The following is a 13,227-nucleotide window of genomic DNA, read 5'->3' as shown; positions in this document are numbered from 1 at the left end:
CTCAGGCGGGGGAGGTGAACGCGGCGTGGGCCTCCTTCGCGCGGTCCTCCGGCAGGTGGTCGCGGGCCGCCAGCCAGGCCGCCGCGCCCGCCGCGTCGCCCGCCGTGTGCACCTGCTCGCCGGCCAGCAGGTCGAGGACGTGTTCGCGTACGGGGCCGTCGTTGGTGAGGACGCTCCCGGCGAGCACCACGGGGCCCGAGACGTGGATCCTCCGTACGGTGGAGGCCAGGTGTTCGGCGGCCCGCCGGGTGATCGCCAGCGCGGCCGGGTCGCCGTCGGCGGCGGCGCGGCTCACGAGCGGGGCGAGCTCGGCCAGGCGCATGTGGTCGCCCTGGATCAGGCGGACGAACCGGTCGTCGGTCTCGCGCGCCGTGGCGCCTCGCCAGTCGCCGAGGAAGTGGGTCACCACCAGGTCGGCCAGCCCGCCAGAGGCGGGGGTGGAGGGAACGTCGAAGGCGGCGGCGGTGTGCTGGGCGGCGGCGCGGCCGATCCAGAAGCCGGAGCCCTTGTCGCCCAGCAGCCAGCCGAGCCCGTCGGCGATCCGGTGCAGCCGGTAGGACCTGATGGCCGACGCCACCGCTCCGGTGCCCGAGAGCAGGAGCGAGCCGTCGGGGGCGGGGGTGCCCGCGGTGTAGGCGATCTCGACGTCGCCCGTCAGCCGGGGGCCGGACGGGATGCCCAGGTCGGCCCAGGCCTTGGCCAGGTCGGGCGCCATCTGCTCGACGTGCCCGGCGACCCCGGCGAGCGAGGCCACCACCCGGGAGCCGTCGTGGCCGGAGAGGGCCTCGCGCAGCGCGCCGGTGATGGCGGCCACCGCCTTGCCCAGCCCGTGCGCGGTCGGGTTGCCCGCGCCCGCTCGCGCGTACCCGACCCGGACGCCGTCGAGGGTGTGGACCGCCACCCGGGTGGCGGTGGCACCGGCGTCGATCCCGACCACGAGCGAAATAGTCACGATCAGATTGTGGGTCTTGACGTGACCGGTAAGCAAGAATAATTTTCGCCGAAAGGCCGGATGTTCGGAAGGAATGTTCGTGACTCCAGGTGCCCTGGGCCGCATCGAGACCGAGCTCCCCGCTCTGCCCGAGGCGTTGCGCAGGGTCGGCGAGGCGATTCTCGAGGACCCGGCCGAGGCCGCGCGCTCGACCATCATCGCGCTGGCCGAGCGGGCCGGCAGCTCGCCCGCGACCGTGACGCGCTTCTGCCGGGCGTTCGGCTTCTCCGGCTACGCCGAGCTGCGGGTGGCGCTGGCCACCGAGACCGGCAGGGCCGCGCAGGCCGGCTGGGGCGCGGGCGTGGGCCACGAGATCGGCCCCGACGACCCGATCGACGCCGCCATCGAGGTCATGGCCGCCGCCGACACCCGGCTCATCCAGGACACCGCCGCCCAACTCGATCCCGAGGTGGTCTCGAAGGTCGCCGACGCCGTGGTGGCCGCCCGCCGGGTGCTCCTGGTCGGGGTCTCCACCAGCGGCAACGTGGCGACCATGCTGGAGGGCCGGCTGCGCCGCATCGGCATCCCGTGCTGGAGCGCGTACGACGCGCACGTCGCCCTGTCCGAGGCGGCGCTGCTGCGCGGCGGCGACGTGGCCATCGGCATCAGCCACAGAGGCCGCACCCGCGAGGTGATGGAGTCGCTGGCCGAGGCCGGGAGCCACGGCGCGCTGACCGTGGCCGTCACCTCGTTCGCCCGCTCGCCGCTCGCGGAGCTGGCCGACCTGGTGCTGACCACCGCCAGCAGGGAGACGACGTTCCGGCTCGGCGGGCTGGCCGCCGTGCACTCCCAGCTGTTCGTGCTGGACGCGGTGTACGTGGCGGTCGCGCAGCGGACGTACGAGCGCACCAACGAGGCGTTCGAGCTGACGATCACTGCTGTCGAGAGTCACCGGGTGGAGAGAGGCTGAATGACGTACGCAACCGTGGCACTGGAGCTGGCCCGTCAGGTCGCGGAGAGCCAGGCGGAGCCGGTCGGGCGGGCCGCCGAGGCGCTGGTCGCCGGGCTCCGCGCGGGCGGTGTGGTAAACGCTTTCGGTTCCGGCCACTCCGAGGCCATCGCCATGGAGATCGCCGGGCGCGCGGGCGGGCTCGTGCCGAGCAACCGGCTCTCGCCCAGGGACCTCGTCCTGTACGGGGGAGAGCCGCCCGGCGTGCTCACCTCCGAGCTGGAGCGCGACCCGGCGATCGCGCACCGGATCTACGAGCTGGCGCCCGTGGACCCACGCGACGTGTTCGTGCTGATCTCCAGCTCCGGCGTGAACGGCGCGGTGGTCGAGCTCGCCACGATCGTCAAGGAGCGCGGACACCCGCTCATCGCGATCACCTCGGTCAGGCACAGCGTCCAGATGACCTCACGCCACCCGTCGGGCGGCAAGCTGCTCGACCTGGCCGACGTGGTCCTCGACAACGGCGCCCCGTACGGCGACGCGGTGCTGGACCTGCCGGGCGGGGGAACCTACGGCGCGGTCTCCACGATCACCTCGGCGCTGCTCGCGCAGCTGATGGTCACCCAGACGGTCGAGCGGCTGGTGGCGCTCGGCGAGACGCCGCCCGTCTACCTGTCGGCCAACGTGGCCGGCGGCGACGAGCACAACAGAGCCCTGGAGAGCCGGTACGCAGGGCGCATCCGACGTTGAGCCAGACAAGTCAGGAGTAGTACCCATGGCGAACACCCCCCACATCACCCGGCGCGGCCTTCTCCGCGCCGCGGCGCTGGTCCCCGTGGCCGGCGCGCTCGCCGCCTGCGCCACCCCGCAGACCCAGGCGCCGGCCTCGTCGGCGGCCCCGGCGGCCACCAGCGCGGCCAACCCTCTCGGCGTCGACGCCAAGAAGCCGCTGGAGGTGTGGATCTTCGACGGCGGCTTCGGCAACGCCTACGCCACCGACATCCACCAGCCGCTGTTCAAGACCAAGTACCCCGACGCCGAGATCAAGCACAACGTCACCAAGGAGATCACCAAGGTCCTGCAGCCGCGGTTCGCCGGCGGCAACCCGCCCGACGTGATCGACAACTCCGGCGCGAACGCCATGGACATGGGCGCGCTCGCCCAGGACGGCCAGCTCCAGGACCTCGCCCCGCTGCTGGACGCGCCGAGCTGGGACGACCCGAACGTCAAGGTCAAGGACACGCTCGACCCGGCCGTCGTCGAGTTCGGCACCTACGACGGCAAGTTCCACGTGCTCGGCTACGTCAACTACATCCACGGCATCTGGTACTCGCAGAAGACCTTCAGGGACAACGGCTGGACCGTGCCGAAGACCTGGGACGAGTTCATCGCCCTCTGCGAGACGATCAAGAAGGCCGGCAAGATGGCGCCGTTCACGTACGCGGGCAAGCACCCGCAGTACCTGTACGAGCCGCTCCTCACCATGGCCGCCAAGATCGGCGGCAACGAGGTCCTGGTCAACATCGACAACCTGGAGGACGGCGCCTGGTCCGCCGAGCCGGTGCGGCAGGCGGCCGAAGCCTGGGCCGAGGTCGGCGCCAAGTACCTGATGCAGGGCACGGCCGGCCTCGACCACGTGCAGACCCAGACGGCGCAGAACAAGAACGAGGTCGCCATGCTGCCGTGCGGCTCGTGGCTGGAGAACGAGCAGAAGACCACCACGCCCGAGGGCTTCGAGTACGGCATGTTCCCCATCCCCGACTTCACCGCCTCCGACAAGATGCCGTACGGCACCCTGCACACCCAGCCGGGCGAGTCGTTCATCGTGCCGTCGCGGGGCGCCAACCCGCAGGGCGGCATGGAGTACCTGCGGGCGATGCTGTCGAAGAAGGCGGCCGGCGACTTCAGCGAGCTCGTCAGCACCGTCTCCGTGGTGAAGGGCGCGGGCGAGGGCCGCGACCTGTCGCCGGGCGCCAAGAGCGCGACCGAGGCGCTCGCCGCCGCCGGCGCCAACACCGTCTACTACCGCTGGCGCAGCTGGTACGGCCAGCTGCACGACGAGGCCGTGGCCGCCACCGGCCAGCTCATGACCGGCGGCGTCACGCCCGAGAAGTACGTGGAGCGGCTGCAGAAGAAGGCGGACGAGCTGAAGGCCGACTCCTCGATCAAGAAGTACAAGCGCTGATGTTCAACACGTACCGCCGGGGCCTGTTCATCCTGTCCTTCCTGGCGGCGCCCGTCACGCTCTACCTGGTCTACGTGATCTCGCCGTACATGCAGGCGTTCTACATCGCGATGACCGACTGGCGGGGGGTGACCGCCACACCCAACTTCATCGGGTTCGACAACTTCATCCGGTTGTTCTCCGACGGCATCTTCTGGAAGGCGGTCACCCACAACGCGGCGCTGCTCGTGCTGCTGCCGCTGCTGACGATCGTCATCGCCCTGTTCTTCGCGTTCCTGCTCAACGTGGGACGCGAGGGGCAGGGCGTGGCGGGCGTGGCCGGGTCCAGGTTCTACCGGGTGGTGTTCTTCTTCCCGCAGGTGCTCGCCGTGACGGTGGTCGCGGTGCTGTTCCAGCAGGTGTTCAGGCCCGACGACAGCGGCATGCTGAACGCGCCGCTGATGGCGATCGGGATGGACCCCGTGGGCTTCCTGTCGGATCCGGACATCGCGTTCTGGTCCGTCCTGGGCGTCATGGTGTGGCAGGCGGTCGGCTTCTACGTGGTGCTGTTCTCGGCCGGACTGGCGTCGATCCCGCGCGACATGTTCGAGGCGGCCCAGATCGACGGGGCCGGCCGGTTCAGCCTGTTCTTCCGCGTCACGCTGCCGCTGCTCTGGGACACCGTGCAGGTCGCCTGGGTCTACCTGGGCATCCTGGCGCTGGACGTGTTCGCGATCGTGTGGGTGATGACCGACCAGCACGGCGGGCCCGACTTCTCCACCACCGTGATGGCCACCGAGATCTACCGCAACGCGTTCCAGTACTTCCGCTTCGGCTACGCCTCGGCGCTGGGCGTCGTGATGTTCTTCTTCACCATCGGCTTCGCGATCCTGTCGCTGCGCCTGTCCCGCCGCGAACGAATCGAGTACTGACGACAATGACCACGACATCATGGACGGTCGCGAACTCGCGCAGTCTCGCCCGCCGCGAACGCCGCAGGCGGCTCGGGCCGCTGTCGATCCTCACCCACATCGCCCTGCTGGTGTGGACGGTGCTGACCGTGGTGCCGATCCTGTGGACGTTCCTCGCCTCGGTGAAGAGCGAGGAGGAGATCTTCGGCGACGCCTGGTCGCTCCCCGCCGCCCTGCGGTGGGACAACTTCGCCCGCGCCTGGGAACAGGCACAGATCGGGCAGTACATGCTCAACAGCGTCGTCGTCGTGTCGTTCAGCACGTTCGGCACCATGCTGGTCGGGTCGATGGCCGCCTACGTGCTGGCCCGCTACCCGTTCCGCGGCAACCGGGCCGTCTACCTGCTGTTCGTGTCGGGGCTGGCCTTCCCCGTCTACCTGGCGCTGACGCCGCTGTTCTTCGTGGTGCAGAACATGGGGAACGTCCCGCTGGTCGGCCCGTTCATCGGGCTGAACACGCATGCCGGGCTGGTGCTGGTGTACATCGCGTACTCGATGCCCTTCACCGTGTTCTTCCTGTCGGCGTTCTTCCGTACGCTGCCCACCGCGGTCGCGGAGGCGGCCAGGGTCGACGGGGCCTCGCACACCCGCGTGTTCTTCCAGATCATGCTGCCGATGGCCAAGCCGGGGCTGGTGAGCATCACCATCTTCAACGTGCTCGGCCAGTGGAACCAGTACCAGCTCCCGCTGGTGCTGCTGCAGGAGCGCGACAAGTGGGTGCTCACCCAGGGCATCGCCGACATCTCGACCGCGGCGGGCTACGACCAGGACTGGGCGGCCCTGTTCGCCGCGCTGACCCTGGCCATCCTGCCGATGCTGGTGGTCTACACGGTCTTCCAGCGCCAGATCCAGGCCGGGCTCACGGCGGGGGCGCTCAAATAACCAATCATGAATATGGCTCGCATGCACGAGGTGGTGGCCCTACGCTTCAGGATGTGATCGGCGACATCCGCGCGTTGCTGGCCCGCCACCTCCCCGGCTACGAGGTGCACACCGCCGTGCCCAGCGGTGACGGCCTGGACAACACCGTGCATCTGGTCAACGGCGAGCTCATCGTCCGCGCCCGCGTCTCGGACCCGGGCTCCGTCCGGCGCGAGGTCGCCCTGCTGGCCGTGGTCAAGGACCTGGTCGCGGTGCGGGTGCCGGAGGTGCTGTTCGCCGACGAGCGGGCGGGCGTCATCGCCTACCACGCGCTGCCGGGGCTGCCCCTCGACCAGCACCCCGTGCCCGACCCGAAGCGGCTGGCCGAGCCGCTCGGCGGCCTGCTCAGCTCGCTGCACGCCGCCCCGGTCGAGCGGATGCGCGAGCTGGCGCCGCCCGACCTCTATCCCGCGCCGACCCTGCTGCACGACGCCCAGCTCGACTACCGCGACGTCGAGCGGCACGTCCCGGCCGGGCAGCGGCCCCTGGTGGAGCGGTTCCTCGCCGCCGAGCCACCGCCGGAGCCGAGCACGCTCCGCTTCTGCCACAACGACCTCGGCGCCGAACACCTCCTGGCCGACGCCGCGACCAGCACGCTGACCGGCGTCATCGACTGGACCGACGCCGCCGTCACCGACCCGGCGCACGACTTCGCCAAGATCTTGCGTGACCTCGGGCCGGAGGTGCTCGACCTGGTCCTGGCCTCGTACGACGGGCCCTTCGACGGCGAGGACCGGCGGCGGGCGCTCTTCTACGCCCGCTGCGCCCTCATCGAGGACCTCGCCTACGGCCTCAGCACCGGCCCGGCCCGCTACGCCGAGGCCGCCCTGGCCCACCTGGAGTGGACCTTCACCGGCTGAGCTCGGCGCGCAGCCCGGCCGCCGCCGCGACCACGTTCGCCAGCGACGCCTCCACCTCCTCGTAGGTACGGGTCTTCAGCCCGCAGTCCGGGTTCACCCAGACCCGCCCGGCCGGCAGCACCGCCAGCGTCCGCCGCAGCAGGCCCTCGACCTCGGCCGCGTCCGGCACCCGCGGCGAGTGGATGTCGTACACGCCCGGCCCCAGCCCGCGCCCGAACGACCCGACCGCGTCCAGGATCCGCGCCCCCGACCGGGCCGACTCGATCGTGGTCACGTCCGCGTCCAGCCCGTCGATCGCGGCCAGGATCTGGTCGGCGTTCGAGTAGCACAGGTGGGTGTGGATCTGCGTGCGGTCGCCCGCGCCGGAGGTCGCCCTGCGGTACGCGGCCACCGCCCACTCCAGGTAGCCGGCCTGCGCCGACCGGCGCAGCGGCAGCAGCTCGCGCAGCGCCGGCTCGTCCACCTGGATGATCGGCACGCCGGCCGCCTCCAGGTCGCGCACCTCCTCCCGCACCGCGTCCGCCACCTGGCGCACCACGTCACGCAGCGGCAGGTCGTCCCGGACGAACGACCAGGCCACGATCGTCACCGGGCCGGTGAGCATCCCCTTGACCGGCCGGTCCGTGAGCGACCCCGCGTACGCGGCCCACCGCACGGTGATCGGCTCCGGCCGCGACACGTCGCCGTGCAGGATGGGCGGCCTGGTGCAGCGCGACCCGTACGACTGGACCCAGCCGTTCGCGGTGACCGCGAAGCCTTCGAGGTGCTCGGCGAAGTACTGCACCATGTCGTTGCGCTCGGGCTCGCCGTGCACCAGCACGTCCAGGCCGAGGCGCTCCTGCAGCCGGATCACCCGCTCGACCTCGGCCCGCACCCGGCTCTCGTACTCCTCCGCGTCGAGCGTCCCCGCCGCCACGCCCGCCCGCGCCGCCCGCAGCTCACCCGTCTGCGGGAACGACCCGATGGTGGTCACCGGCAGCAGCGGCAGCTTGAGCCGCTCCGCCTGCGCCCGCGCCCGCACCTCGTACGCACTCCGCCCCGCGCCCGCGCTCACATCCGCCGTCCCCGCCCGGTGTGCCCGCGCGTCGTCACCGCCGCCCTCCACCGGCGGGGCCGTACGGGAGAGGGCCACGACCTCGGAGACCTTCTGTTCGGCGAAGGCGAGGCGGCCCCGGAGCGCCGGGTCGAGGCCGGGCTCGGCGGTGACGTCGTACGGGACGTGCAGCAGGGAGCACGACGTGCTGACCGTCACCTGGTCCGCGTGCTCGCGCACCGCCGCCAGGGCGCGCGCCGCCCGCGACGGCGACGTCCGCCACACGTCCCGCCCCGACACCACTCCGGCCACCACCGTCTTGCCCGCCAGCGCGGCCAGCCCGTCGGCGCCGCCGCGCACCAGGTCCACCCCGACGGCCTCCACCGGGGTCGCCGCCAGCACCGGCAGCGCCTCCCCGAGATGCCCGAAGTACGAGGCCACGAACAGCCCCGGCCGGGCCGCCACGTTCCCCAGCCGCTCGTAGGCGGTCCGCACCGCCGCCAGCTCGGCCGGCGTCCGGTCCGCGACCAGCGCCGGCTCGTCGAGCTGCACCCATGCCACGCCCTCGGCCGCCAGCGCCCCGAGCAGCTCCTCGTAGCAGGCGAGCACGTCGTCCAGCCGCGCCAGCGCCGCCTTGGGGTCCGCCGACAGCAGCAGGAACGTCACCGGCCCGACCACCACCGGCCGCGTCTCGTACCCCAGCGCCCGCGCCTCCCGCACCTCGCCCAGCGGCTTGGCCGCGTCCAGCTTGAAGGCCGTCTCCGGGCCCATCTCCGGCACGATGTAGTGGTAGTTCGTGTCGAACCACTTCGTCATCCGCAGCGGCGCCAGCCCGTCGGCACCGCGCGCCATCGCGAAGTACGGGTCCGCCGCCTCCCGGTAGCGCTCCGGCACCGCGCCCAGCAGCACGGCCGTGTCGAGCACCTGGTCGTAGAGGGAGAACGTGTTCGACGGCAGCCCTTCCAGGCCCAGCTCGGCCAGCCTGCGCCAGGTCGACGCCCGGATCGCGGCGCCCGCCGCCTCCAGCTCGTCACGGGTGGCGCGGCCGTCCCAGTACGACTCCAGGGCGCGCTTCAACTCCCTGCGGGGGCCGATCCGCGGGTATCCGAGCACGGTGGACTGGGGGAAAGCGGGCATCGAGGCTCCTCAAGACGATCGTGGACGTCCGGGCATCGTGCACGGCTCCGGCCGCCTCGTGCATCATCTATTCGTGACGCTTATGGTCAGGGAGATCCAGTGCTTCGCCCGGGTGGCGGCGCGGCTGAGCTTCTCCCGTGCCGCCGCCGACCTGGGCATGTCCCAGCCGGCCGTCAGCCAGGCCGTGGCCCGGCTCGAACGCGTCACCGGCGTCCGCCTCTTCGAGCGCAGCGCCCGCACGGTGCGGCTCACGGCGGCGGGGGCGGCGCTGCTGCCGTACGCCGAGCAGGTCCTGGAGTCGGCGGCGGCCTTCACGGCGGAGGCGTCCCGGCTGGCCCGGCCGGTCATTCATCTGGCTTATCCACCGCTCGCCGGCCCGCTGGCCGCCCGCATCGCCCGGCGCATGGCCGGCCGCACTCCACCGGTGGCGGTCGAACTGCACGCGGCGGGCCGCGCCGCCGCCGCGGCAGCCCTGGACGCGGGCGAGGTGTCGGCCGCCATCCTGGCCACCCCGGCCCCGGCCCGCTTCACCACCGCCGCCCGCTTCCACGTGACCGTCGACCACCTCGCCGTCCCGTCCACCCATCCCCTGGCGGCCCGCGCCCCCGAGCCCCACCTCACCAGACCGTCCCGCCCGGCGGAGGCCGGACGGGGTGAGGTGCGGCCGGCGGACCTTGCCGGGCTGGTGGTGCTGACGCCCGGTGGACGGCGGTGGGCGGGGCTGCCGGGGCATCCGCGCATGGTGCGCGACGACGACTTCGGGGCCGCGCTCGACCTGGTGGCCGCCGGGGCGGGGGTGCTGCCGATCCCGCACCTGCTGGTGCGGAGCGTGCGGCGCGACGACGTCGTGTTCGTGCCGCTGGAGGGCGCCGACCTCCAGATCACGTACGCGCTGGCCTGGTCCAGGGAGCGGGTCACGAACGAGTTGCTGGCGCTCGTCCAGGCGATGCAGGACGCGCTGTGGACCAGATGAGCTACGTGATGTTCTTCAGCGCCTCCCGGCGGCTCAGCCCTGAGATGCCCTTGGCCCGTACGTAACGCACCACCTCGTCCGGGTTCGTCTTGGCGTACTCGCGCAGCGCCCACCCGATCGCCTTGCGTGCGAAGAAGTCGTTGTCGGACAGGCTCGGCTCGATGCACGCGTACAGCAGGGCGGTGTCCGTGCGGGCCTTGAACCGGTTCTGGCACAGGATCGCCGTGCGCCGCTTCCACAGGTCACCGGCGTGCGCCCACTCCAGCATGAGCGGCCGCATCGTCTCGGGGAAGGCGGTCAGCAACCCGCCGACGCGGTGTGTGGCCAGCTCGTCCACCAGATCCCACCAGGCGCCGGTGACGATCATCTCCTCGTACATCGGGACCGTGTAGAGGGTCTGGAAGTCGCGGTAGAGGCGGAAGCCGGTCAGCTCGATCGCGGCGTAGCGCTCCTCGCGGAACTCGGCCTCGCGCCAGAGCCGCAGCACCGCCCGCCGCCACTCGGGCGCCGTCTCCAGGGGGTGGTCGGCGAACACCTGCCTGAGCGCGGCCCGCCGCGGCCCGGCCTGGACGCCGAGGAACGGCATCGCCGACTTCATGTAGGCCCGCATGGCGGCCGCCTTGCCGGGCTCCGCCGCCTTGCGCAAGGCCAGCCGCACCTCGTCGGTCAGGCTCATGCCCGCTGCGAGGTCCGCTCGCCGGTGGCCAGGCCGTCGAACAGGACGGTGACGAAGTGCTCGGCCAGCGCGGTCGTGTCGAGCCTGCCGTCGGGGCGGAACCAGCGCACCGCCACCCAGATCGTGTCGCGGATCATCCGGTAGGTCAGCTTCGGGTCGACGTCGTCGCGGAGCTGCCCGGCCGCCTGGCCGGCCCTGATCTGCGTCACCCAGATCTGCTCGACCTCCTCCTCGGCCTTGACCAGGTAGTTGAAGCGCTCGAACTGACGCAGGTAGTTCCAGTCGTTCTGCATCACGGTGATCGCGGCGCGGTGCGGCTCCAGCGTGCCGAACCCGATGCGGACCATCTCCGTCAGCACCGCGAGCGGGTCGTCGCCGGCGGCGACGGCGGCGCGGTAGCGGGCGGTGACGTCGTCGAGGAAGGTGGACAGCACCTCGTCGACGATCGCTTCTTTCGAGTCGAAGTGGTGGTAGAGGCTGCCCGAGAGGATGCCCGCCTCCTGGGCGATCTGCCGGACGGTCGTGGCCTGGAATCCCTTGGCGGCGAAGAGCTCCGCGGCGAGTCTGACGAGATGTTCGCGGCGCTCGGACGCAGCCCCCGAGGAGGCGGCGCCGGCACGCTTCGCCTGGGTGGCGGTGTCGCCGGAGTTCTTTCGCGTTGTCACGGACACCATTATGCGCCCTCGACCAAGCGCTTGGTGAACAGTTGATTCCACCGCTCCCAGCCATTATCCAGCGCTTCCGGGCCACCATGAACACACGGCGAACCTGTTCACTATCGGCGTCGCGTCGGGGTTCGCTGCCCGACGGTGTGATCCTCCGGACCGGACCACCCCACCAGCGCGGCCCCTCCGGCGGCACGGCGACCTGGGGTGCGGGGTCGCGGCTAGGCGATGGACTTCATGGACAGAAGGGCGCTCGCGGGTGACGGTGTCGGACTTCGTCGTCAGGGGGGGACGGGGTGACGTTCGGGAACGCCTCTAGCAAATAAGAAACTTTCCTATTAGATTGCGGTTCATGCCTCCGAGCCGCGATCTCCTCCGCATGACCGACGCCGTCCTCCTGCCGGGTTTCGCGGGGCACACGCCGCCCGAGTGGCTGCGCCGCAGACTCTCCGAGGGGCTGGCCGGGGTGGTGCTGTTCTCCCGCAACATCGCCGATCCCGAGCAGGTGGCCCGCCTCACGGAGGCCCTGCGCGCCGAGAACCCGCACGTGCTGGTCGGCACCGACGAGGAGACCGGCGAGGTGACCAGGCTGGAGGTCGCCACGGGCAGCAGCCGCCCCGGCGGTTACGCGCTCGGCGTCGTGGACGACCCCGCCCTGACCGAGGAGCTCGCCCGCGACCTGGGGCTGGATCTCGCGGCCGTCGGGATCGGCATCGACTTCGCGCCCTCCGCCGACGTGAACTCCAACCCCCGCAACCCCGTCATCGGGCTGCGTGCCTTCGGCGCCGACCCCGAGCTGGTCGCCCGGCACACCCGGGCGTTCATCCGCGGCCTGCAGTCCGCCGGCGTCGCGGCCTGCGCCAAGCACTTCCCCGGGCACGGGGACGCCTCGGTCGACTCCCACCACGGCGTGCCGGTCGTCGCGGACGGCGGCATCGAGCAGGCCCTGCGGCCGTTCCGCGCGGCCATCGCCGAGGGCGTGCGGGCCGTCATGACCGGGCACCTGCTCGTGCCCTCGTACGACCCGCACCTGCCCGCCACGCTCAGCCCCAAGGTCCTCACCGGGCTGCTGCGCGAGGAGCTCGGCTTCGACGGGGTGATCGTCACCGACGGGATCGAGATGACCTCCGTCTCCGGTCCGTACGGCATCGGCGGTGCCGCCGCCCGCGCCATCGCCGCCGGCGCGGACGCCATCTGCGTCGGCGGCGAGAGCTTCGACGAGGCCACCATCGACGCGATGCGCGACGCCATCCTCACCGCGGTGACCGAAGGGCTGCTGCCCGAGGAGAGACTGGCCGACGCCGCCCGCAGGGTCCGCGAGCTGGCACTCTGGACCACCTCCCCGGGCAGCACAGACGGCGGGAGCAGCGCAGGTGGCGCGGAGGGCTTGAGGCGCGCGGAGGACGCGGAGTTCCCTAGCCGCCGCACGGGCGGCGCTGGCGGTATGGGCGGCACCGGGTGGGGCGGTGGTGGGATCGGGATGGTGGCCGCGCGGCGGGCGCTGCGCGTCACGCGCCGGGCCAGCCCGCCGGTGCTGCCGCTGACCGACGCCCCGCACGTCGTGGAGCTCGCCCCCGAGACGCACATGGCCATCGACAAGGCCACTCCATGGGGCGTGGCCGCGCCGCTCGCCGAGCTGCTGCCGGGCACCACCGCGACCCGGTTCGCCACCGGCGAGGCAACCGGGGCCGCGATCGAGGACCTGCTCGCCCGAATCACCGGCCGCGGGCTCGTGCTCGTGGTCCGTGACGCCCACCGGCACCCGTGGCAGGCCGAGGCGCTGCGTCACCTGCTCAGTGCCCGCCCGGACGCGGTAGTGGTGGAGATGGGCCTGCCGCACCGCGCGGACCTCGGCGCCGTCCACATCGCCACCTACGGCGCCGCCCGCGTCTGCGGCCAGGCCGCCGCAGAAATAATCGCCGGCACGCCCATGGGCTGAGCGGGCCGG

General features: G+C 72.1%; 12 protein-coding genes. 8 read left to right on the top strand and 4 right to left on the bottom strand.

Translation table 11 applies throughout. The features are described from left to right. Window position 1: 1 nt before the first annotated feature. On the bottom strand, window positions 2-952 hold the full coding sequence (locus KME79_RS10505) for an N-acetylglucosamine kinase (RefSeq protein WP_219544254.1): 951 nt from the start codon (window positions 950-952) through the stop codon (window positions 2-4). A 73-nt stretch (window positions 953-1,025) separates the two neighbouring features. Here KME79_RS10505 and KME79_RS10500 point away from each other — a divergent pair, with 73 nt between their 5' ends. Genes KME79_RS10500 through KME79_RS10475 form a run of 6 tightly spaced genes read left to right on the top strand, consistent with a single transcriptional unit; the run spans window position 1,026 to window position 6,795 of the window. Next, window positions 1,026-1,901 (top strand): MurR/RpiR family transcriptional regulator, encoded by an 876-nt coding sequence (locus tag KME79_RS10500; RefSeq protein ID WP_219544253.1) that lies wholly within the window; start codon window positions 1,026-1,028, stop codon window positions 1,899-1,901. Continuing rightward, the gene (locus KME79_RS10495; protein ID WP_219544252.1) at window positions 1,902-2,630 is read left to right on the top strand and encodes a sugar isomerase domain-containing protein; all 729 of its coding nucleotides are present in this window, start codon (window positions 1,902-1,904) and stop codon (window positions 2,628-2,630) included. It abuts the gene before it with no gap. Window positions 2,631-2,655: 25 nt separating this feature from the next. Beyond that, window positions 2,656-4,065, top strand: a complete 1,410-nt coding sequence (gene ngcE, locus KME79_RS10490; protein WP_219544251.1) for an N-acetylglucosamine/diacetylchitobiose ABC transporter substrate-binding protein — start codon at window positions 2,656-2,658, stop codon at window positions 4,063-4,065. After that, entirely contained in the window at window positions 4,065-4,976 is a 912-nt protein-coding gene (locus KME79_RS10485) for a carbohydrate ABC transporter permease (protein WP_219544250.1), read from the top strand. Before ngcE ends, KME79_RS10485 begins: the two co-directional genes overlap by 1 nt. Before the next feature lie 5 nt (window positions 4,977-4,981). Then, window positions 4,982-5,896 carry a carbohydrate ABC transporter permease gene (locus tag KME79_RS10480; RefSeq protein ID WP_219544249.1) on the top strand — a complete coding sequence of 305 codons (915 nt, stop codon included), beginning with the start codon at window positions 4,982-4,984 and terminating at the stop codon, window positions 5,894-5,896. Between the two features lie 53 nt (window positions 5,897-5,949). Further along, window positions 5,950-6,795: a phosphotransferase family protein gene (locus KME79_RS10475; protein ID WP_219544248.1), complete on the top strand. Its 846-nt coding sequence runs from the start codon at window positions 5,950-5,952 to the stop codon at window positions 6,793-6,795. Here KME79_RS10475 and metE read toward each other — a convergent pair. Next, on the bottom strand, window positions 6,785-8,965 hold the full coding sequence (gene metE, locus KME79_RS10470; protein WP_219544247.1) for a 5-methyltetrahydropteroyltriglutamate--homocysteine S-methyltransferase: 2,181 nt from the start codon (window positions 8,963-8,965) through the stop codon (window positions 6,785-6,787). The two genes, KME79_RS10475 and metE, sit on opposite strands and share 11 nt — an antisense overlap. Before the next feature lie 82 nt (window positions 8,966-9,047). Between metE and KME79_RS10465 the strand changes: the two genes are divergently transcribed. Next, window positions 9,048-9,938 (top strand): LysR family transcriptional regulator, encoded by an 891-nt coding sequence (locus KME79_RS10465; RefSeq protein ID WP_246639629.1) that lies wholly within the window; start codon window positions 9,048-9,050, stop codon window positions 9,936-9,938. Window position 9,939: 1 nt separating this feature from the next. On the opposite strand, the gene KME79_RS10460 is transcribed toward KME79_RS10465, so the two are convergent. After that, window positions 9,940-10,614 carry a DNA alkylation repair protein gene (locus tag KME79_RS10460; protein ID WP_148033639.1) on the bottom strand — a complete coding sequence of 225 codons (675 nt, stop codon included), beginning with the start codon at window positions 10,612-10,614 and terminating at the stop codon, window positions 9,940-9,942. Further along, a complete protein-coding gene (locus KME79_RS10455) occupies window positions 10,611-11,288 on the bottom strand; it encodes a TetR/AcrR family transcriptional regulator (RefSeq protein WP_219544244.1) in 678 nt (225 codons plus the stop codon). The genes KME79_RS10460 and KME79_RS10455 overlap by 4 nt, the downstream gene beginning before the upstream one ends. A 343-nt stretch (window positions 11,289-11,631) precedes the next feature. On the opposite strand from KME79_RS10455, the gene KME79_RS10450 reads away from it, so the two are divergent. Further along, the gene (locus KME79_RS10450; RefSeq protein ID WP_219544242.1) at window positions 11,632-13,218 is read left to right on the top strand and encodes a glycoside hydrolase family 3 protein; all 1,587 of its coding nucleotides are present in this window, start codon (window positions 11,632-11,634) and stop codon (window positions 13,216-13,218) included. Window positions 13,219-13,227: the final 9 nt, after the last annotated feature.

Source organism: Nonomuraea harbinensis (assembly GCF_019396385.1).
GTDB lineage: Bacteria > Actinomycetota > Actinomycetes > Streptosporangiales > Streptosporangiaceae > Nonomuraea > Nonomuraea ferruginea.
This window is presented reverse-complemented; position numbering and strand designations above follow the sequence as displayed.

What these genes read in the sequence shown, in the direction of transcription:
- KME79_RS10500 (WP_219544253.1), top strand. Translation starts at nt 1,026, where the DNA reads ATGTTCGTGACTCCAGGTGCCCTGGGCCGCATCGAGACCGAGCTCCCC.
- KME79_RS10485 (WP_219544250.1), top strand. Translation starts at nt 4,065, where the DNA reads ATGTTCAACACGTACCGCCGGGGCCTGTTCATCCTGTCCTTCCTGGCG.
- KME79_RS10455 (WP_219544244.1), bottom strand. Translation starts at nt 11,288, where the DNA reads ATGGTGTCCGTGACAACGCGAAAGAACTCCGGCGACACCGCCACCCAG.
- metE (WP_219544247.1), bottom strand. Translation starts at nt 8,965, where the DNA reads ATGCCCGCTTTCCCCCAGTCCACCGTGCTCGGATACCCGCGGATCGGC.
- KME79_RS10465 (WP_246639629.1), top strand. Translation starts at nt 9,048, where the DNA reads ATGGTCAGGGAGATCCAGTGCTTCGCCCGGGTGGCGGCGCGGCTGAGC.
- KME79_RS10495 (WP_219544252.1), top strand. Translation starts at nt 1,902, where the DNA reads ATGACGTACGCAACCGTGGCACTGGAGCTGGCCCGTCAGGTCGCGGAG.
- KME79_RS10450 (WP_219544242.1), top strand. Translation starts at nt 11,632, where the DNA reads ATGCCTCCGAGCCGCGATCTCCTCCGCATGACCGACGCCGTCCTCCTG.
- KME79_RS10460 (WP_148033639.1), bottom strand. Translation starts at nt 10,614, where the DNA reads ATGAGCCTGACCGACGAGGTGCGGCTGGCCTTGCGCAAGGCGGCGGAG.
- ngcE (WP_219544251.1), top strand. Translation starts at nt 2,656, where the DNA reads ATGGCGAACACCCCCCACATCACCCGGCGCGGCCTTCTCCGCGCCGCG.
- KME79_RS10480 (WP_219544249.1), top strand. Translation starts at nt 4,982, where the DNA reads ATGACCACGACATCATGGACGGTCGCGAACTCGCGCAGTCTCGCCCGC.